Below are 19,699 nucleotides of genomic sequence, written 5' to 3'. Positions count from 1 at the left end.
GCACCCTGTGCGCGCTGAGTTAACTAGTGTGTGCGGCATACCCGCGGACAGTTGGCCGCCAGAGTGCACCGGAAGGCATCCATATGAGCCGACGCGCCCTGTTCGGCATCGCGTTCGCGGTGTGCACGGCGTTGCCGCTGGCCTCCTGTTCCGCCCTGGTGGGTGGCACGGCTGTGTCGGTGTTCAGCGATCCCTTCTCGGTCGCCGGCATGCCCGCGACCGACGGTGCCAGCGGACTGCGTCCCGATGCCGAGAAGCCCTCGCGCAAGGTCAACAACACCGACGGGGGCAAGATCGACAACCTCGCCGCCAGTGCCGTCAGTGACCTCGAAGAGTTCTGGTCAGGCGCCTACTCAGAGGCGTTCGACGGCGAGTTCCAACCGGTGCGCGCGCTGATCTCTTGGGACGCCGAGAGTTTCGACGGCGGGTTCTGCGGGATGGAGACCTACGGACTGGTCAACGCCGCATTCTGCAAGCCGGATCGGACCATCGGTTGGGACCGCGGCGTGCTGATGCCCGGCCTGCGCCGGCAGAACGGCGACATGGGAGCCGTCATGGTGCTCGCCCACGAGTACGGCCATGCGATCCAGCAGCAGGCCGGACTGATCAACCGCCAGACACCCACCCTGGTCGCCGAGCAGCAGGCCGACTGCCTGGCGGGCACCTACATGCGATGGGTGGCCCAGGGCGATTCCCAGCGGTTCGCGCTCAGCACCGCAGACGGGCTGAACAAGCTGCTCGCCGCCGTCATCGCGTTCCGGGATCCGCTGCTCACCGAGGCTGAGGCCCAGGTCGGGATCGACGAGCACGGCTCGGCGTTCGAACGGATCTCGGCCTTCCAGTTCGGGTTCACCGACGGCCCCGCGGCCTGTGCCGCGATCGACCTCAAGGAGATCAACCAACGGCGCGGCGACCTTCCCGTCCTGCTTCCCGAGGACCAGAGCGGCGACCTGGACATCACCGAACGCTGGGTGCGCTCGATGATCGACGCGCTCAACACCATCTTCAAACCCGCCGATCCCCCGCGGCTCGACTTCCGGCCCGACGCCGCGGTGGAATGTCCGAGCGCACGGCCCAGCCCGCCGGCCTCCTACTGCCCTGACAGCAACACCATCGTGGTCGACCTGGCCGAACTGCAAGCGCTCGCAGCACCATCCGATGAGGTCGACGTCGGCGACCTGGCCGGCGGTGACAACACCGCCTTCTCCGTGCTGATCTCCCGCTACACGCTGGCGCTGCAGCACGCCCGTGGCCTGGTGCTCGACAACGCCGAGGCAGCGCTGCGCACTGCCTGCCTGACCGGGGTGGCCACGGCCAAGATGATCAAACCCGTGCACCTGCCCAACGGGGACACCATCCTGCTGACGGCGGGTGACGTCGACGAGGCGGTATCGGGCATCCTCACCAACGGGCTGGCGGCCAGCGACGTCAACGGCGAGTCGGTGCCGTCGGGGTTCGCCCGGATCGATGCCTTCCGGGTCGGCATCCTCGGTGACGAGGAACGCTGCCTCAAGCGGTTCGCCTGAGCGTCAAACCACCTTCGTGGTGCCGTACCAGGCGAGTACCGCCTCGGACTCGTCGGTCGACCGGGTCAGCACCGCATAGGACCGGATGAACGACTGCCCCACGCAGCCGTCGATCTTCACCCGGAAGTTGCTGATCATCACCCACGGCTCGGTGCCCTTGAACTCCTTCTTGGCCACCGGGATGAGGTTGATGATGCCGGGCTTGAGGCCGATCGTGATACCCCCGCCGATGTTCGCCCCGACCCCCGGCAGGATGCCCTCCGGCCAGGGTGAGACCACGTCGGTGCCGAGAACCCCGATGGAGGAGTTGAGTCCCGCGGTGCCGGTCAACGAGACGCCGTTGGAGGTGCTCATGTCGATGCCGCAGCCGATCTGATAGCCGGCCTCCAGGGTGCCGCGCGGGTCATCGCGGTCGGGACCGGACATCGCGCCCCGGTACGTGCCGCCGACCACATATTCGCGCGAGGAAATCGCGGTGGTCAGGGGCGCCACCACGGCCTGCGTCTCGTCACTGGCCGACACCGTCAGATTCCAGCCATCGGGGGTCTTGAGGTTGGCCGGCGGAGTCGACTCGACCAAGTCGGCGGCGGCCGGTTCACCCGGTGTCGGCACCACATCGGCGACGACCTCGACTTCGGGAGCGACGACGGGATCAGCCCAGGCAGGCGCCACCGATGCCGCACAGGCCAGGGCCACCGCGGTGAGCAGTCCGACGGAGCGAATCAACACAGGGGCCTCCCGTAACCGTTCCCGGAGGGAACAAGACTGCCCTTGTACTTACCCGACCGTCAGCGCCCCTGCGCACTCAGGTCGGCATTTTCAGGACGAACCCACACTCCAGCGCCACCCAGCAGGCGCCGTCGGGACCGATCGCCAACCCGTGCGGTTCGCTGCCGGGCGGCAGGTCGATGGTCACCACGTCGCCGTCCCCGCTGATCCGGGCGATCTGATCTGCGCCCCACAGACTGACCCACACTCCGTCGGTCGGGTCGGCGACCACCGCATGCGGTTTGCCCGGAAGATCCAACTCCTGGATGGCGTCATTGACCGGGATCCGGCCGATCTTGTCGGCACGAATCTCGGTAAACCACACGGCGTCATCATGAGTGGCCGCGATGCCGACGGGACCTGCTGCAGCAGTGGGTAATTCGCGCACCTTGAGCGACCCGTCAACCGTCAGCCGGCCCACAGCGCCGGTCTCGTTGAGCGTGAACCACAGCGCACCGTCGGGCCCCTTGGTGATCATCGACGGCATTCCGCCGACTGTGGCCGCAGTGCTGATCTCACCGTCGGTGCCGATCCTGCCGATCTCGCCCGATGACATCGTGGTGAACCACAATGCGTCGTCGGGACCCGCGGTGATGCCGAAAGGCGCACTGCCCTCAGGCAATTCGAATGAGCTCAATTCCCCCGCGGTGCTGATCCGGCCGATTCGATCGTCGCCGGAGCGGGTGAACCACAGCGCCCCGTCCGGTCCTGCCGCGATGATCGACGGTCGTGAGCATTCTCCGACCGAGTACGTGCTGACCTCACCGGTGGGCGAAACGCGGGCGACGGCGCCACCGTGCACCAGGGTCACCCACATCGCGCCGTCGCTCCCGGCAGCCAGCGCGTACGGTCCGCCGTCGAGCTGAACTTTGAGCGCTCTACTCAAGCCAGCGCCACCAAGCCGAGCTCATTGTCAGCGGTCAACAGCCGATGGTGCGGCAGCACCCGGACGGTGTAGCCCACCGGCCCGGCCACCGGCAGCGGTGTGCTGGTCGAGAACACCTCGGTACCGCCGTCGGTGGAACCGGTGTGCGCCATCGGCACGGTCACCGGATTCAGGATCACGTCGCCTGGGTCCACCCGGCCCAGCACAGCCTGCACCGTCACCTCGTCGGGACGCAGACCGGCCAGTTGCACCGTGGCGGTCAGCGTCAACTGCGACCCCAGCAGCGGCGTATCGGGCAGGCCGTAGCTGTCCACATCGGTGATCTGGATCTTCGGCCAGGCCTCTTGGGCACGCCGCCGGTAATCGGACAGCTCCCGGGCCGCACCGAACGGCTCCCCCGAAGTGGCCTCGACGGTCTGGCGCAACGACTGGGCCGCAGGCAGGTAGTACTTCTCGGTGTAGTCCCGCACCATGCGCGAGGCCAGCACCTTCGGCCCGAGCACCTGCAGCGTGTGACGCACCATCTCGACCCAGCGGGTCGGCACCCCGTGCTCGTCGCGGTCGTAGAACTTCGGTGTCACGGCGTTTTCGAGGAGGTCGTAGAGGGCCGCGGCCTCCAGATCGTCGCGGCGTGCCTCATCTTCCACTCCGTCGGCGGTCGGGATCTCCCACCCGTTCTCGCCGTCGTACCACTCGTCCCACCAGCCGTCCCTGATCGAGAGGTTCAGCCCGCCGTTGAGCGCACTCTTCATCCCCGATGTACCGCAGGCCTCCAACGGCCGCAGAGGATTGTTGAGCCAGACGTCGCAACCCCAGTACAACAGCCGGGCCATCGACATGTCGTAGTCCGGCAGGAACGCGATCCGGTGCCGGACCTCCGGCCGGTCGGCGAACCGCACGATCTGCTGGATGAGCGCCTTGCCACCGTCGTCGGCCGGGTGCGACTTGCCCGCCACGATCAGCTGCACCGGCCGCTTGTCGTCAAGCAGCAGTTTCTCCAGCCGCTCCGGGTCACGCAGCATCAAGGTCAGCCGCTTGTAGGTGGGCACCCGCCGGGCGAACCCGACGGTCAGCACCGACGGATCGAAAGCCGTTGCGATCCAGCCAAGTTCGGCCTCGGACGCGCCGCGCTCCAGCCAGGAGCGGCGCAGGCGGTCACGCACGTCGCCGATCAGCGTCTCGCGCAGCTGGGAGCGGATCCACCACATGTGCGCCGGTTCGACCTCCTGCAGCCGCTCCCACACCGCCGGTTCCGCCGCCTCCGAGCCGATCAGCTCCCGCCCCAGGGCCAGCCACTGCGGGGCCGCCCAGGTCGGGGCGTGCACACCGTTGGTGATCGACCCGATCGGCACCTCGGCCCGGTCGAATCCCGGCCACAGGTCGTTGAACATGCCCCGGCTGACCTGGCCGTGCAACAGCGACACCCCGTTGGCCCGCTGGGCAAGTCGCAGACCCATGTGCGCCATGTTGAACTTCGACGGGTCGTCCTCGGCACCGAACGCGATCACCCGCTCCAGCGGCACACCGGGCAGCAACCGGGAGTCGGCCGGACCACCGGGCGGGCTGCCGAAGTAACTCCTGATCATCTCGACCGGGAACCGGTCGATGCCGGCCGGGACCGGGGTGTGCGTGGTGAAGACCGTCGACGACCGCACCACGGTCAATGCGGTGTCGAAATCCAGCCCCGCCGCGACCAGTTCGCGGATCCGCTCGACCCCGAGGAAGCCTGCGTGGCCCTCGTTCATGTGGAAAACCTCAGGGGCAGGCAGGTTCTCGATCTCGGTGAAGGCGCGGATCGCACGCACACCGCCGATACCGGCCAGGATCTCCTGCTTGATGCGGTGTTCCTGATCGCCGCCGTACAGCCGGTCGGTGACCCCGCGCAGTTCGTGCTCGTTCTCCGGGACGTCGGAATCGAGCAGGAGCAGCGGAATCCGGCCCACCTGTGCGATCCACACCCGGGCCCGTAGTTCACGCGCATCCGGCAAGGCCAACTCCACCAGCACCGGCGTCCCGGACGCGTCGGTGAGCAGCCGCAACGGAAGCCCCTGCGGGTCGAGCGACGGATAGGTCTCATGCTGCCAACCGTCAGCGGTCAGGGACTGCCGGAAGTACCCCGAGCGGTAGTACAGGCCCACCGCGACCAACGGCAGCCCGAGGTCCGATGCGGATTTCAGGTGATCCCCGGCCAGGATGCCCAGACCGCCCGAATAGTTGGGCAACACCTCGGCGACGCCGAACTCCATCGAGAAGTACGCGATGCCCTTGGGCATCGCGACCCCGTCGGCGATCTGCTGCTGGTACCACAGCGGCCGGCTCAGATAGTTGTCCAGGTCCGCGGTCAACTCGTCCAGCCGGCCCAGGAACGATTCGTCACCGGCGAGTTCGTCGAGCCGTTGCGGGCTGACCGCCCCCAGGAGCGCCACCGGGTCGCCGTTGGTCTGTTCCCACAGGTCGGCGTCGACGACAGCAAACAAATCCTGGGTGGGCTTGTGCCACGACCAGCGCAGGTTGATCGACAGCCGTTCCAGCGCCGCCAATCGCTCGGGAAGGTGCGCGCGGACGGTGAACCTTCTGAGGGCTTTCACGCGATCCAACCTTACTGACAATTCCGGTTCGTGCAGCGGTGAGCGGTATCGGCACGAGCAGCGGTCAGGTCGTGCTTAACGCCCGCGAGATTGGGCAGCCCATTACGGTGGGTATCAGACGCGACAAGGCGAGTGAACACAGACAGCCGCTTGATCGAGACGACGTGAGGAGTGGATGGGTGGCCGGTCGTATCGGAATCGACGATGTCGCGCCTGTGGTGTTCGGCGGGCAGTTCCCGGCAAAAGCCGTCGTCGGCGAGGTGGTCCCGGTACGGGCCACGGTGTGGCGCGAAGGCCATGACGCTGTCGCGGCCACCCTGGTGGTGCGGTATCTCGGCACCGACTACCCGCGGCTGGCCACCGGACCCGGCACCGCGGCCCTACCGGTGCCGATCGACACCGTGTTGCCCACCAACCCTGGGGTGCGTCCTTCACAACGCATCAAGCCGCAGGCCCTGCCCATGGCACAAGGCGATGTCCCCGATATTTTTCATGGCCAGTTCACGCCCGACAGCGTCGGGCTGTGGACGTACCGGGTCGACGGCTGGGGCGATCCGCTGGCCACCTGGCGTCATGCTGTCGAGGCCAAGCTGCGCGCCGGTCAGAGTGAGGCCGAGCTGTCCAACGACTTGCTGGTCGGGGCACGCCTGCTCGAGCGCGCCGCCGCCGGGGTGCCCCGCAAACTGCGTGAACCCTTGATCGAGGCAGCCGCGGCGCTGCGTGTCCCGGGCGATCCGTTCCTCCGTGCCGGGGCAGCGCTGTCCGAAGAGGTCACCGAACTGCTCGACCAGTACCCGCTGCGCGAATTGATCACCCGCGGTGAGCAATACGGGGTCTGGGTGGACCGGCCGCTGGCCCGGTTCTCCTCGTGGTACGAGATGTTCCCGCGGTCCACCGGCGGCCGGGACAAAGCCGGACATCCGGTGCACGGGACGTTCGCGACCGCCGCCGAGCAGCTCCCCCGGATCGCCCGCATGGGTTTCAACATCGTCTACCTGCCGCCCATCCACCCCATCGGCAAGGTGCATCGCAAGGGCCGCAACAACGCGGTGACCGCCGGGCCCGACGACGTCGGGTCGCCGTGGGCGATCGGCAGCGACGAGGGCGGCCACGACGCCGTGCACCCCGCACTCGGCACGATCGACGACTTCGATGCCTTCGTGGCCGCCGCGCGCAAACAGGGCGTCGAGGTGTCATTGGATCTGGCGTTGCAGTGCGCGCCGGATCATCCATGGGCCGCCGTGCATCCGGAGTGGTTCACGGTGCTGCCGGACGGCACCATCGCCTACGCGGAGAACCCGCCCAAGAAGTACCAGGACATCTATCCACTCAACTTCGACAACGATCCCGCCGGCTTGTACCACGAGGTGCTTCGGGTCGTGCGCTTCTGGATCTCACATGGCGTCAAGGTCTTTCGCGTCGACAATCCGCACACCAAACCGCCGAACTTCTGGGTCTGGCTGATCGCCGAGGTGAAGAACGAGGATCCGGACGTACTGTTCCTGTCGGAGGCGTTCACCCGGCCGGCCCGGCTCTACGGGTTGGCCAAACGCGGCTTCACCCAGTCCTATACGTACTTCACCTGGCGCACCAACAAGTGGGAGCTCACCGAATTCGGCAACGAGATCACCGCGAATGCCGACAGCGCGCGGCCCAGCCTGTGGGTCAACACCCCAGACATCCTGCACGAGTCACTGCAGCACGGCGGTCCGGGCATGTTCGCGATCCGCGCGGTGCTGGCCGCGACGATGAGCCCCTCGTGGGGGATGTATTCCGGCTTCGAACTGTTCGAGCACCGGGCCGTCCGCGAGGGCAGCGAGGAGTATCTGGACTCCGAGAAGTACGAGCTGCGTCCCCGCGACTTCGCGGCAGCACTGGACGAGGGGCGTTCGCTCGAGCCTTTTGTCACCCGCCTCAACGAGATCCGGCGCCTGCACCCGGCCCTGCGCCAGCTGCGCACCCTCACCTTCCACCACGTGGACAACGACGCGCTGCTCGCCTACAGCAAGTTCGACCCGATCACCGGAGACGCCGTGCTCGTGGTGGTCACGCTCAACCCGTTCAGCGCCGAGGAAGCCATGGTGTGGTTGAACATGGAGGCATTGGGTATGGAATCACATGACCGGTTCTGGGTACGCGACGAGATCACCGGCGAGGAATACCAATGGGGGCAGTCGAATTACGTCCGCATCGATCCCGCCAAGGCGGTGGCGCACGTATTGAACATGCCACTCGTACCCTATGAGCAACGACTGGGCTTGCTACGCAGGGAATGAGAACGAGATGACGAGAAGCAACCACCTCACCGACCTACATCTGCGGCCCGACCCATCCGACATCCAGCGGCTGCTGATCGGTCAACACCACGATCCGCATTCGGTGCTCGGTGCCCACGAATACAGCGGCCGGACCGTGATCCGGGCCTATCGCCCACACGCCTCCAAGGTCGTTGCGGTGATCGGGGGTGACCGATTCCCCATGCAGCACATCGACTCCGGACTTTTCGCGGTGGCCGTTCCGTTCACCAACCTGGCCGACTACCGCCTGGAAATCGGCTATCCCGGCGCGGACGACACGATCTTCACCCACACCACAGCGGATGCCTACCGGTTTCTGCCCACGCTCGGCGAACTCGACCTTCATCTGTTCGCCGAGGGGCGTCACGAACGCCTGTGGGAGATCCTGGGCGCGCATCCGCGCAGCTTCACCACTCCCGACGGGATCGTGGAAGGCGTGTCGTTCGCGGTGTGGGCACCGAACGCCAAGGGCGTCAGCGTGATCGGTGATTTCAATCACTGGGACGGCAACGAGGCGCAGATGCGGGCGCTGGGCTCGTCGGGGGTCTGGGAATTGTTCTGGCCCGGCTTCCCGGCCAACGGTCTGTACAAGTTCCGCGTGCACGGCGCCGGCGGAGGCACCACCGACCGCGCCGACCCGATGGCATTCGCCACCGAGGTACCACCGCAAACCGCATCCCGGGTCGCCACCAGTTCCTACACCTGGAACGACGGCAAGTGGATGGCGCGGCGCGCTGCGCAGAACCCGGTGTTCGAACCGATGAGCACCTACGAGGTGCACCTGATGTCCTGGCGCCCGGGGCTCAGCTACCGGCAGCTGGCCGTCGAACTGACCGAATACGTTGTGGAACAGGGCTTCACCCACGTCGAGATGCTCCCGGTGGCGGAGCATCCCTTCGGCGGTTCGTGGGGCTACCAGGTGACCTCCTACTACGCCCCGACGTCCCGGCTGGGAACTCCCGACGACTTTCGGTTCCTGGTGGATTCGCTGCACCGGGCCGGGATCGGAGTGATCGTCGACTGGGTGCCGGCCCACTTCCCCAAGGACGCCTGGGCGCTGGGCCGTTTCGACGGCACCCCGCTCTACGAACATTCCGACCCGCGCCGCGGCGAGCAGCTCGACTGGGGCACCTACGTTTTCGACTTCGGCCGGCCCGAAGTGCGCAACTTCCTGGTCGCCAACGCGTTGTACTGGCTGAAGGAGTATCACGTCGACGGACTACGCGTCGACGCGGTGGCCTCGATGCTCTATCTCGACTACTCCCGCCCCGCTGACGGCTGGACGCCCAACATCCACGGTGGCCGGGAGAACCTGGAGGCGGTGCAGTTCCTGCAGGAGATGAACGCCACCGTGCACAAGGTGTCGCCGGGAATCGTCACCATCGCCGAGGAGTCGACCTCCTGGCCCGGTGTCACCCGCCCGACCAACCTAGGCGGCCTTGGTTTCTCGATGAAATGGAACATGGGCTGGATGAACGACACGCTCGACTACGTCAGCCATGACCCGGTGCACCGCAGCTATCACCATCACGAGATGACGTTCTCGATGCTGTACGCCTTCAGCGAGAACTACGTGCTGCCCATCAGCCACGACGAGGTCGTGCACGGCAAGGGCACGCTGTGGGGCCGAATGCCCGGCGGCGACCACGCCAAGGCCGCGGGCCTGCGCAGCCTGCTGGCCTATCAGTGGGCCCACCCGGGCAAGCAACTGTTGTTCATGGGCCAGGAGTTCGGCCAGCGGGCCGAGTGGTCGGAAGAGCGCGGTCTGGACTGGTTTCAGCTCGACGAGCAGGGCTTCTCCGGCGGCGTGCAGCGGTTGGTGCGCGATCTCAACGGGATCTACCGCCGCCACCCGGCGCTGTGGAGCCGCGATACCAGCCCCGAGGGCTACTCCTGGATCGACGCGAACGACTCGGCCAACAACGTGCTGAGCTTCCTGCGGTTCGGTGCCGACGGTTCCGTGTTGGCCTGCGTGGTCAACTTCGCCGGCAGCGAGCACAGCGAGTACCGGCTGGGTCTGCCGCACGCCGGCGCCTGGCAGGAGGTGCTGAACACCGACGCGACGATCTACAACGGGTCGGGCATCGGGAACTTCGGTGCGGTGCAGGCCACCGACGAACCATGGCACGGCCGTCCGGCCTCGGCGGTGATGGTGCTGCCGCCGCTGGCGATGCTGTGGTTCGAGCCCGCCTGACCCGTCCTAGTACAGCGCGTTGGCCAGATTGCGACGGCCCGCGACCACCTCTGGGTCGGCCGGGTCGAAGAGGTCGAACAGCTCGACGAGCCGGGTCCGCACCGCGGTCCGGTCATCGCCTGCGGTGCGCTTGATCAGTGCGATGAGCCGATCGAAGGCCGCGGACACGTCCTGGGCCAGGATCTCGGCGTCGGCAGCCGCCAATGCCGCCTCGATGTCGTCGGGGGCGGCATCGGCAGCGGCCACCGCGTCAGGGCGCTGCGCGCTTGCCCGCTGCAGGAACGCGATCTGCCGCACCGCACCCTTGGCCTCGGCGTGGCCGGGCTGCGCATCGAGAATCGCCTGATAGGCGGCGGCGGCTGCGGGAAAATCCCCTTCGTCCAGGTAAGCCCTGGCCGCGGCCAGCTCCGGATCGACCTGCTCTGGCTCATCGTCACCGGGACCGGACCCGGGCAGCTTGCCCGCGGTCGCCTCGAGCAGCGAATCGACCCAGCGACGAAGTTCGTCTGCCGGCTGAGCGCCCTGGAAACTGGCGATCGGCTGTCCTCCGGCGAGCGCAACCACGGTGGGCACGCCCTGGATGCCGAACATCTGCGCCACCCTCGGGGTGGTGTCGACGTTGACCAGCGCCAGGGACCACTTGCCGTTGTCGGCCGCAGCCAGACCCGCCAGGGCGTCCCCCAGCGCGGCACTGGAATCACTGCGCGGCGACCACAGCAGTACGACCACCGGCACCTGGCCCGAGCGGACCAGCACCTCGGCTTCGAAGTTGGCTTCGTTGACCTCTGTGATGTTCGGGCCGCCGGCAGCACTGGGGCTGCCACCACCCGCACCGCCCGCCGCGGGCCGCTGCTTGAGTGCCGAGAGGTCAACCGCGCCGGCCAGCGCCGGCCCGACAGAAGGTCGTGGACGAGTCACGCCACCAAGTCTGTCACGTCGTTTCGGGCACGGCGCCGCCCGGTTGCGGCACCAGGGCCGAACCGTCGACCGGCGCGAGCCGAACGGTCCGATCCGCCCATATGACGAAGATCACGCTGCCCAGTGGCACGATGCTGGCCAGCAACGCCAGAATCCAGGTGCCGACGCCCCACTTGTGGGCAATGCCGACCAGCACGGCGGCCACCACGAAGGCGACGAAAACACCACCGTGAATCGGGCCGAACACCTTGACCCCGATCTCGGTGCGGGGGCTGCCCAGGTACTTGAAGTACATGCCGACCAGCAGACCGGCCCAGCTCACCGCCTCAGCGAGAGCGATGAGCCGGAACCAGCCCGAAACCGTGCGCAGGTCGAAGGAGCGTGTCATGGCCGCCATTGTGCCGGACCGGACGGCCAGCTACTACACGCCGTCGTTGATAGCTGTCAGCGACGCAGGATCAGCGCATCGCCCTGGCCACCGGCGCCACAGAGCGCGGCCACGGCGTAGCCGGAACCCTTGCGGGCCAGTTCCAGCGCGGCATGCAGCGTGATGCGGGCACCCGACATTCCGATCGGATGACCGATCGCGATCGCGCCGCCGTTGACGTTCACCTTGGCCGGGTCGACGCCCAGCTCCTTGGTCGAGGCCAGCGACACCGCAGCGAACGCCTCGTTGATCTCGAGCACGTCGAGCTGATCGACGCTGATGCCCTCACGCTCGACGGCCTTCTTGATCGCGTTGGCCGGCTGGCTCTGCAGCGTGGAATCCGGACCGGCCACCACACCGTGCGCACCGATCTCACACAGCCAGTCCAGCCCCAGCTCCTGCGCCTTGGCCTTGCTCATGACCACGACCGCGGCCGCGCCGTCGGAGATCTGCGACGACGACCCGGCGGTGATGGTGCCGTCCTTGCGGAAGGCCGGACGCAGACCACCCAGCGATTCGGCCGTGGTGTTGGCACGGATGCCCTCGTCCTCGGCGAACTCGATCGGGTCACCCTTGCGCTGCGGGATCGACACCGGCACCACCTCGTCGGCGTACACCCCGTCCTTCCACGCCGCGGCGGCCTTCTGGTGCGACTGGGCGGCGAACTCGTCCTGCTCGGCCCGGGTGAACTTGTCGACGTCGTTGCGCTGCTCGGTGAGCGCACCCATCGGCTGGTCGGTGAACACGTCGTGCAGACCGTCGTAGGCCAGGTGGTCGACCAACGTCGCATCGCCGTACTTGTAGCCCTCGCGGCTCTTGGGCAGCAGGTGGGGAGCCTGGCTCATGGATTCCTGGCCTCCGGCGACGACGACCTCGAACTCACCGGCGCGGATCAGCTGATCGGCCAGGGCGATGGCATCGATGCCGGAAAGGCACATCTTGTTGATGCTCAGCGCGGGCACGTCCCAGCCGATGCCTGCGGCCACCGCAGACTGGCGGGCGGGCATCTGACCGGCGCCGGCGGTCAGCACCTGACCCATGATCACGTAATCGACCAGCGAAGCGTCCACCTTGGCCTTCTCCAGGGCACCGCGAATCGCGATCGCACCCAGGTCACTGCCGGAAAAATCCTTCAGCGAACCCATCAACTTACCGACCGGAGTACGCGCTCCAGCAACGATCACCGACGTGCGATTTTCCGCAGTCATTTCCTACCTCCAAAGCCGTGTCCAAGAGCTGTGTGGGCGATCACACATACGCAAACGTTCAGGTTGAGGTTACCGTTACGTTATGACCGCCGATCAGGTTGATGCCCGACCCACACTCGCCTCCGCGCTGGTGACGGCGATCGATCACGTCGGCATCGCCGTTCCCGATCTGGATGCCGCCGCCAAGTGGTACCACGACAACCTCGGCATGATCGTCCTCCACGAGGAGATCAACGAGGAGCAGGGTGTACGCGAGGCGATGCTCTCGGTACGCGGCGCACCCAAGGGCAGTGCCCAGATCCAGCTGTTGGCCCCGCTGGACGAGAAGTCGACGATCGCCAAGTTCATCGACCGCAGCGGCCCCGGCCTGCAGCAGCTGGCCTACCGGACCAGCGACATCGACGCGCTGAGTGAGCGCCTGCGCAGCCAGGGCGTGCGACTGCTCTACGAAGCCCCTCGCAAGGGCACCGCGAATTCGCGGATCAACTTCATCCACCCCAAGGATGCCGGCGGCGTGCTGATCGAGCTGGTCGAACCGGCCGCGGATTCAGAGCACTAAGACCACTTTCTCGTCGGGCCGCGATTGGCCCGATTCGCCCAGCAGGCGGTGTGCCAATGCCTGCGGTCATCGACATCGCCGACATCGATCGGCACCACCACCACGTGCGCGGTAGCCACGCGGATCTCGTGGTCGCACCCAGGGCATCGATAGACCTTGACCGCACGCGATGCGGTGACCGCCCGCACCTCGTAGTCGTAACCGTCGGGCCCGGTCTCGACCCGGCGCGACGGCGGCAGGGGCGCCAGCCGGCGGTGTTCGCGGGGCCGGCGGCGCATCAGAACAGCCGGTATTCGTCGCTGTCCATGCCCCGCATCTGGTCATAATCCAAAGTCACACAACGGATTCCACGGTCAGTCGCCAGAGTTCGGGCCTGGGGCTTGATCTGCTGGGCGGCGAACACGCCGGCCACCGGGGCCAGCACGGTGTCGCGGTTGAGCAGGTCGAGGTACCGCGTGAGCTGTTCGACACCGTCGATCTCCCCGCGGCGCTTGATCTCCACGGCCACCGAGCGGCCCAGTTCATCACGGCACATCAGATCGACCGGGCCGATCGCGGTCGGGTACTCACGGCGCACCAATGTGTAGCCCGCGCCCAGCAGCTCGACGTGCTCGGCCAGCAGTACCTGCAGGTGCGCCTCCACGCCGTCCTTCACCAGGCCGGGATCGACACCGAGTTCGTGGCTGGAGTCGTGTTCGACGTCCTCGACCGTGATGCGCAACTGCTCACCGGCCTTGTTCTCGACCACCCACACCGGCGCTCCCTCGCCGTCCTGCTCGATGAGCCAGCACGGCGGGCTCATCCAGTTCAGCGGCTTGTAGGCGCGATCATCGGCATGGACACTGACCGAACCGTCGGACTTGAACAACAACAGCCTGCGGGCCGATGGGAGATGAGCGGTCAGCCGCCCGACGTAGTCGACGGTGCACTGGGCAATCACGAGGCGCACCCGATCCACCTTAAGGGCATCGGGAACGAACTAGGCTGACGCCACAATGAACTCCGACAAATCGCTGGCACGAAGGCTGGGCCGAGTCCTCGAGGGTGTCACCCGCCAAAGCAGCAAGTTGCCGGCGGTCACGCCCGAATACGGATCATGGGTGCTGGGCCGGGTGTCGGAGAGCCAGCGCCGGCGCAGGGTGCGCATCCAGCTCATCCTCACGACGTTCGTGATCCTCGGGAACCTGCTCGGTATCGGCATCTCGATGATCATCGTCACGCTGTTGTTCCCCTCGCCGGGTGTGTTCGATCCGCAGGTCCGCTGGATCACCTTCATCGTGGCGCCCATCTACATGGCCTCGGCGCTGATCGTCGGGGTGTTCTGGGCGACGACCCGGGTGATCGACAACGTGCGCTGGGCGATCGAGGAACGCCCACCCACCATCGCCGACCAGCGGAACACGTTCCTTGCCCCGTTCCGGCTCACCCGCGTGCTGCTGTTCCTGTGGGGCATGGGCACCGCGCTACTCACGACGCTCTACGGTCTGGTCGACACCAATTACATTCCGAAGTTCCTGCTGGGCATCAGTTTTCCCGGCATCGTGGTGTCGGTCAGCTGTCATCTCTTCACCGAGTTCGCCCTGCGGCCGGTGGCCGCCCAGGCGCTGGAGGCCGGCCCGCCACCGGTTCGGCTGGCCCAGGGCATCATGGGCCGCACCATGGTGGTGTGGGCGTTGAGTTCAGGGGTGCCGATTCTCGGCATCATGCTGGCCGCGGTGTTCGCCGTGACGCTCAACAACCTGACCCCGGTCCAATTCGCCTACGCAGTAATCGGTCTCGGCTCGTTTGCGCTGGTGTTCGGATTCCTGCTGATGTGGATCCTGTCCTATCTGACCGCAACCCCGATCCGCGTCGTGCGCGCCGCCCTCAACCGTGTCGAGCAGGGCGATCTGGACACCAACCTGGTGGTGTTCGACGGCACCGAACTGGGCCAGCTGCAACGCGGATTCAACTCGATGGTGCACGGCCTGCGCGAGCGCGAACGGGTCCGCGATCTGTTCGGCCGACATGTCGGCCGCGAGGTCGCCGCACTCGCCGAGCAGGAGAAGCCCGTCCTCGGCGGCGAGGAGCGCCACGCCGCAGTGATTTTCGTCGACGTCATCGGCTCGACGCAGCTGGTCACCACACGGCCCGCGGTCGAGGTGGTCGATCTGCTCAACCGGTTCTTCGCCGTCATCGTCGATGAGGTCGACAATCACCGCGGCCTGGTCAACAAGTTCGAGGGTGACGCCATACTCGCGGTGTTCGGTGCGCCGGTCTCGCTGCCCAACGCCGAGGACGAGGCCCTGGGCGCCGCACGGGCGATCGCGCAGCGGCTGCGTGTCGAGGTTCCCGAGCTCGAGGCAGGGATAGGGGTGGCGGCCGGTCAGGTGGTGGCGGGCAACGTCGGGGCAAAGCAGCGCTTCGAGTACACCGTGATCGGAGAGCCGGTCAACGAGGCCGCCCGGTTGTGCGACTTCTCCAAACAGGTGCCCGGACACCTGGTGGCCTCATCGGACACCATCGCCAATGCGTCCGAAACCGAAAGGGCTCGTTGGTCGCTGGGCGAATCAGTCACCCTTCGGGGGCTGGGCGAGCCGACGCGCGTGGCCGTACCCGCCTAGCCGGCGCCCCATTGCCGCGCCGCTTCGACCGCCTCGTCGAGAGTGCGGAACACGACGCCGTCATAGTCGTCGCGCCGGTCGGCAGGCACCACGCGGCCGTCGGGGTCGACGAGATAGGCCTCCTTGCCCGTGGCGGCCAGGCTGGCCCGCATCCCGGTCAGCATGCCGCGCGCGGCATCGTTGATGTCGTCGACCCGGGTCACGTCCAGCACGGCGACGTCGTACTCGCCACGATCGTGCTCGGCGGTCCGTAACACCTGCTCGGCACCGGCGAACAACAGATCGCCCTGAACTTCGTAGACCCGAATGCCGGGGTTGACCTGGTACGCCGCTCGCAACGTCGACGACGACTCACGGCCGACCGTGAGGAAGTGAAGTCCCAACTGCGAGGAAAGGTTGCGGCACACGTGTACCCCGCGCACGCTGTTGCCACGCGAATCCAGACGCGGTGAGTAGACACCGATGCCGAGTTGGCCGGGCAGCACCGCCACGATGCCGCCGCCGACCCCGCTTTTGGCGGGCATGCCGACGGCGCTGACCCAATCGCCTGTCGCGTCGTACATTCCGCAGGTGACCATCACACTGAGGGTGCGCCGAACCACGTTGGCATCGATGACGCGCCGGCCGGTCAACGGGTTGAACCCGCCCCGGGCCAGCGTGGCGGCCATCCGGGCCACGTCGGTGCTGGTCACCTTGACCGAACACTGGCGGAAGTACACGTCGAGGACCTCGTCTGGATCGCCGTCCAGCACACCGAAACTGGCCAGCATGTACGCGATCGCCCGATTGCGGTTGCCCGTCGCCTTCTCCGAGGCGTACACATCCATGTCGATCTCGAGTCGCCGTCCCGCGCATGCCGAATAGAACTCGTGGATGCGGTCGAACCTCTCATCGGCACTCGCCCCGGGGATCAGCGAAACCGCCGCGATGGCACCGGCGTTGATCATGGGGTTCTTCGGCGTCTTGGTCACGTCGTCCACGCTGATCTCGTTGAACGCCTCACCCGAGGGTTCGACGCCGATCCTGGCGTCGACGGCATCCTGGCCGATCTGGTCCAGCGCGAGCGCGTAGGTGAACGGCTTGGAGATGGACTGGATGGTGAATTCCACTGCGGTGTCGCCGGATTCGTAGACATATCCGTCCGAGGAGGACAGACTCAGACCAAATCCCTCGGGGTCCACCTTGGCGAGTTCAGGGATGTAGCTCGCAAGAGTGCCGTCGCGGAGTTCGATCTGCTCGGCACGGATCCGGTCCAGGTAGTGCTGCACCAGCTCGGCCACAGGTCGCAGTCTAGCCACGGACATGCTCCCACGACCATGTCGTTTTTCCGCTAGTGAAGCGGCGGATGCCGTGCCATCGTGGGATACATGCACGAGGATTTCGACCGCTGTTACCGGGCAGTCCAGTCCAAGGACGCACGGTTCGACGGCTGGTTCGTCACCGCCGTGCTCACCACGGGCATCTATTGCCGCCCCAGCTGCCCGGTACGGCCACCGTTCGCCCGCAACATGCGGTTCTATCCGACCGCGGCCGCCGCCCAGGCAGCCGGCTTCCGAGCCTGCAAACGCTGCCGCCCCGACGCCTCGCCAGGCTCCCCCGAATGGAACGTGCGCGGCGACATCGTGGCACGGTGCATGCGGCTGATCGCCGACGGCACCGTGGACCGCGAGGGAGTGACGGGGCTGGCGGCCCGCGTCGGCTACACGAGCAGGCAGTTGCAACGCATCATGCAGGCCGAGCTGGGGGCCAATCCGCTGGCGCTGGCCCGGGCGCAACGCACCCAGACGGCGCGGGTGTTGATAGAAACCACCGAGCTGCCGTTCGCCGACGTCGCGTTTGCCGCGGGCTTCGCCAGCATCCGACAATTCAACGACACCGTACGGGCGGTGTGCGATCTGACGCCGACCCAGCTGCGGTTGCGGGCCCGCAACCGATTCGCCGCCGATGCCTCCGCTGCACCCGGCGTCCTGTCCCTGCGACTGCCGGTGCGAACCCCTTTCGCCTACGAAGGGTTGTTCGGGCATCTCGCGGCCAGTGCGGTGCCGGGGTTGGAGGAGGTGCGCGATGGGCAGTACCGGCGCACCCTTCGGCTCCCGCACGGCCACGGCGTGGTGGGCCTGACCCCGCAGCCCGATCATGTCCGCTGCCAGTTGGTCCTGGAGGACTTCCGCGACCTGTCGGCCGCCATCGCACGGTGCCGACGCCTGCTGGATCTCGACGCCGATCCCGAAGCGGTGGTGGAGGCGCTCCAGTCCGATCCGCGGCTCGCCGCGGTGGTCGCCAAGGCGCCGGGGCAGCGGATCCCCCGCACCGTCGACGAATCCGAGCTCGCGCTGCGGGTGGTGATCGGCCAGCAGGTGTCGATCAAGGCGGCCGGCACCCATGTCGGACGCCTGGTCGCCGGCTACGGGACCGCCGTCTCCGACGAGGCCGGAGGGCTGACCCACGTGTTCCCCAGCATCGGCGACCTCGCCGCCCTGGATCCTGGTCATCTGGCGATGCCGGCCTCCAGGAAGCGGACCGTCACGGCGCTGGTGACGGCGATCGCCGATGGCGAGCTGGTCCTCGATCCGGGATGCGACTGGGAGCGGTCCCGCGAACAGTTGCTCGCGCTCCCCGGAGTGGGCCCATGGACCACAGAGGTGATCGCCATGCGCGGCCTCGGTGATCCAGATGCCTTCCCCGCCACCGATCTCGGCGTACGCGCGGCCGCGGACCAGCTGGACCTGACCCCTGACGGCCTCGTCGAACACAGCACCAGATGGCGGCCATGGCGCGCGTATGCGACACAACACCTCTGGACCACACTGGACCACGCGGTGAACGAATGGCCCCCGCACGATCGACAGGAGAAGTCATGACGACACTGCACTACCGCACCATGGAAAGCCCGGTCGGCCTTCTCACGCTGGCCGGCCGGGATGGAAAGCTCATGCACCTACGGATGGTCGATCAGACCTACGAACCGAGCCGCGAAGGCTGGGAAGCCGACGACACGGCGTTCTCCGACGCCGCCGACCAACTGTCCGCATACTTCGCCGGCGAGCGTACGGAATTCGATCTCGAGCTCGACATGGTCGGGACGCAGTTTCAGCGCCGCGTGTGGGAGGCACTGCAGACGATTCCGTACGGCGAAACCTGCTCATACGGAGAGATCGCGCGACAGATCGGGTCACCGTCCGCATCACGAGCCGTCGGCCTGGCCAACGGGCACAATCCGATCGGCATCATCGTGCCCTGTCATCGGGTGATCGGCGCGAATGGCAGCCTCACCGGCTACGGCGGCGGCCTGGACCGCAAGCGTGCATTGTTGGAATTGGAGAGAAGCCGCACGATGCCGGCGCTTTTCAATTAAAAAGGGACGTTTTCAATTTCGAAATTGGAATTGAAAACGCCCCTATATACAAAATGCCCGAGCCCTCCAATCGAAATTGGAGGGCTCGGGACTTAATTTGTGTTCGGCGGTGTCCTACTTTTCCACCCGACAGGGTAGTATCATCGGCGCTGGCAGGCTTAGCTTCCGGGTTCGGGATGGGACCGGGCGTTTCCCTGCCGCTATGGACCGCCGTAACTCTATTCACTCGTTGTTGAGTGTACATCTTGTGTTTTGGTGGTGGGGCATGGGGAACCATGTCCCGACACAAGTGTCGTGTGTGGTTTATGAATGTGGTTGCGTAGCAAGGTGTGCGTCTTACTGAAACTCATCAAACATTGGTGTTTGTTGG

General features: G+C 66.7%; 16 protein-coding genes and 1 rRNA gene. 7 read left to right on the top strand and 10 right to left on the bottom strand.

The annotated features are described in order from the left end of the window. Nucleotides 1-83: 83 nt before the first annotated feature. Nucleotides 84-1,526, top strand: coding sequence for a neutral zinc metallopeptidase (locus ACNQVK_RS13935; RefSeq protein WP_418029979.1), 1,443 nt, complete (start codon nucleotides 84-86; stop codon nucleotides 1,524-1,526). A 3-nt stretch (nucleotides 1,527-1,529) separates the two neighbouring features. Here the strand turns inward: ACNQVK_RS13935 and ACNQVK_RS13930 are convergent, their stop codons facing one another. The 3 genes from ACNQVK_RS13930 to ACNQVK_RS13920 form a co-directional block, all read right to left on the bottom strand. Beyond that, a complete protein-coding gene (locus ACNQVK_RS13930; RefSeq protein WP_418029978.1) occupies nucleotides 1,530-2,255 on the bottom strand; it encodes an MspA family porin in 726 nt (241 codons plus the stop codon). A gap of 76 nt (nucleotides 2,256-2,331) precedes the next feature. Further along, complete coding sequence (locus ACNQVK_RS13925) at nucleotides 2,332-3,111, bottom strand: virginiamycin B lyase (RefSeq protein WP_418034159.1); 780 nt, start codon at nucleotides 3,109-3,111, stop codon at nucleotides 2,332-2,334. 65 nt (nucleotides 3,112-3,176) lie between these two features. Next, nucleotides 3,177-5,768 (bottom strand): glycosyltransferase family 1 protein, encoded by a 2,592-nt coding sequence (locus ACNQVK_RS13920; protein WP_418029977.1) that lies wholly within the window; start codon nucleotides 5,766-5,768, stop codon nucleotides 3,177-3,179. A 179-nt stretch (nucleotides 5,769-5,947) separates the two neighbouring features. Between ACNQVK_RS13920 and ACNQVK_RS13915 the strand changes: the two genes are divergently transcribed. Together ACNQVK_RS13915 and glgB are read left to right on the top strand one after the other, a co-directional pair. After that, a complete protein-coding gene (locus ACNQVK_RS13915; protein WP_418029976.1) occupies nucleotides 5,948-8,044 on the top strand; it encodes an alpha-1,4-glucan--maltose-1-phosphate maltosyltransferase in 2,097 nt (698 codons plus the stop codon). Between the two features lie 7 nt (nucleotides 8,045-8,051). After that, complete coding sequence (glgB, locus tag ACNQVK_RS13910; protein ID WP_418029975.1) at nucleotides 8,052-10,259, top strand: 1,4-alpha-glucan branching protein GlgB; 2,208 nt, start codon at nucleotides 8,052-8,054, stop codon at nucleotides 10,257-10,259. 6 nt (nucleotides 10,260-10,265) lie between these two features. Here the strand turns inward: glgB and ACNQVK_RS13905 are convergent, their stop codons facing one another. From ACNQVK_RS13905 to ACNQVK_RS13895, 3 genes are read right to left on the bottom strand one after another with little or no spacing between them, the layout of a single operon-like run. Beyond that, nucleotides 10,266-11,177 carry a tetratricopeptide repeat protein gene (locus ACNQVK_RS13905; RefSeq protein WP_418029974.1) on the bottom strand — a complete coding sequence of 304 codons (912 nt, stop codon included), beginning with the start codon at nucleotides 11,175-11,177 and terminating at the stop codon, nucleotides 10,266-10,268. 13 nt (nucleotides 11,178-11,190) lie between these two features. Next, nucleotides 11,191-11,574: a DUF3817 domain-containing protein gene (locus tag ACNQVK_RS13900; RefSeq protein ID WP_090434887.1), complete on the bottom strand. Its 384-nt coding sequence runs from the start codon at nucleotides 11,572-11,574 to the stop codon at nucleotides 11,191-11,193. Nucleotides 11,575-11,621: 47 nt separating this feature from the next. Further along, nucleotides 11,622-12,812 (bottom strand): acetyl-CoA C-acetyltransferase, encoded by a 1,191-nt coding sequence (locus ACNQVK_RS13895; RefSeq protein ID WP_418029973.1) that lies wholly within the window; start codon nucleotides 12,810-12,812, stop codon nucleotides 11,622-11,624. Nucleotides 12,813-12,894: 82 nt separating this feature from the next. Between ACNQVK_RS13895 and mce the strand changes: the two genes are divergently transcribed. Continuing rightward, nucleotides 12,895-13,371, top strand: coding sequence for a methylmalonyl-CoA epimerase (gene mce / locus ACNQVK_RS13890; RefSeq protein ID WP_090434880.1), 477 nt, complete (start codon nucleotides 12,895-12,897; stop codon nucleotides 13,369-13,371). On the opposite strand, the gene ACNQVK_RS13885 is transcribed toward mce, so the two are convergent. Together ACNQVK_RS13885 and nucS are read right to left on the bottom strand one after the other, a co-directional pair. Beyond that, nucleotides 13,368-13,649, bottom strand: a complete 282-nt coding sequence (locus ACNQVK_RS13885) for a hypothetical protein (protein ID WP_418029972.1) — start codon at nucleotides 13,647-13,649, stop codon at nucleotides 13,368-13,370. The genes mce and ACNQVK_RS13885 overlap by 4 nt on opposite strands. After that, nucleotides 13,649-14,320, bottom strand: coding sequence for an endonuclease NucS (gene nucS / locus ACNQVK_RS13880; protein ID WP_409551655.1), 672 nt, complete (start codon nucleotides 14,318-14,320; stop codon nucleotides 13,649-13,651). The genes ACNQVK_RS13885 and nucS overlap by 1 nt, the downstream gene beginning before the upstream one ends. A gap of 46 nt (nucleotides 14,321-14,366) precedes the next feature. Here nucS and ACNQVK_RS13875 point away from each other — a divergent pair, with 46 nt between their 5' ends. Then, the gene (locus tag ACNQVK_RS13875) at nucleotides 14,367-15,974 is read left to right on the top strand and encodes an adenylate/guanylate cyclase domain-containing protein (protein ID WP_418029971.1); all 1,608 of its coding nucleotides are present in this window, start codon (nucleotides 14,367-14,369) and stop codon (nucleotides 15,972-15,974) included. Here the strand turns inward: ACNQVK_RS13875 and glsA are convergent. Then, on the bottom strand, nucleotides 15,971-17,254 hold the full coding sequence (glsA, locus tag ACNQVK_RS13870; RefSeq protein ID WP_418029970.1) for a glutaminase A: 1,284 nt from the start codon (nucleotides 17,252-17,254) through the stop codon (nucleotides 15,971-15,973). The two genes, ACNQVK_RS13875 and glsA, sit on opposite strands and share 4 nt — an antisense overlap. An 87-nt stretch (nucleotides 17,255-17,341) precedes the next feature. Between glsA and ACNQVK_RS13865 the strand changes: the two genes are divergently transcribed. Continuing rightward, a complete protein-coding gene (locus tag ACNQVK_RS13865) occupies nucleotides 17,342-18,835 on the top strand; it encodes a DNA-3-methyladenine glycosylase 2 family protein (RefSeq protein ID WP_418029969.1) in 1,494 nt (497 codons plus the stop codon). Then, a complete protein-coding gene (locus ACNQVK_RS13860) occupies nucleotides 18,832-19,329 on the top strand; it encodes a methylated-DNA--[protein]-cysteine S-methyltransferase (RefSeq protein ID WP_418029967.1) in 498 nt (165 codons plus the stop codon). The genes ACNQVK_RS13865 and ACNQVK_RS13860 overlap by 4 nt, the downstream gene beginning before the upstream one ends. A gap of 101 nt (nucleotides 19,330-19,430) precedes the next feature. On the opposite strand, the gene rrf is transcribed toward ACNQVK_RS13860, so the two are convergent. Next, nucleotides 19,431-19,544, bottom strand: a 5S ribosomal RNA gene (gene rrf / locus ACNQVK_RS13855). Between the last annotated feature and the right edge of the window lie 155 nt (nucleotides 19,545-19,699).

The organism is Mycobacterium sp. 134 (genome assembly GCF_048282715.1).
Taxonomy (GTDB): Bacteria; Actinomycetota; Actinomycetes; order Mycobacteriales; family Mycobacteriaceae; genus Mycobacterium; species Mycobacterium septicum.
The sequence above is the reverse complement of the archived record's forward strand: the minus strand, read 5'-3'. Positions and strand labels throughout refer to the sequence as shown.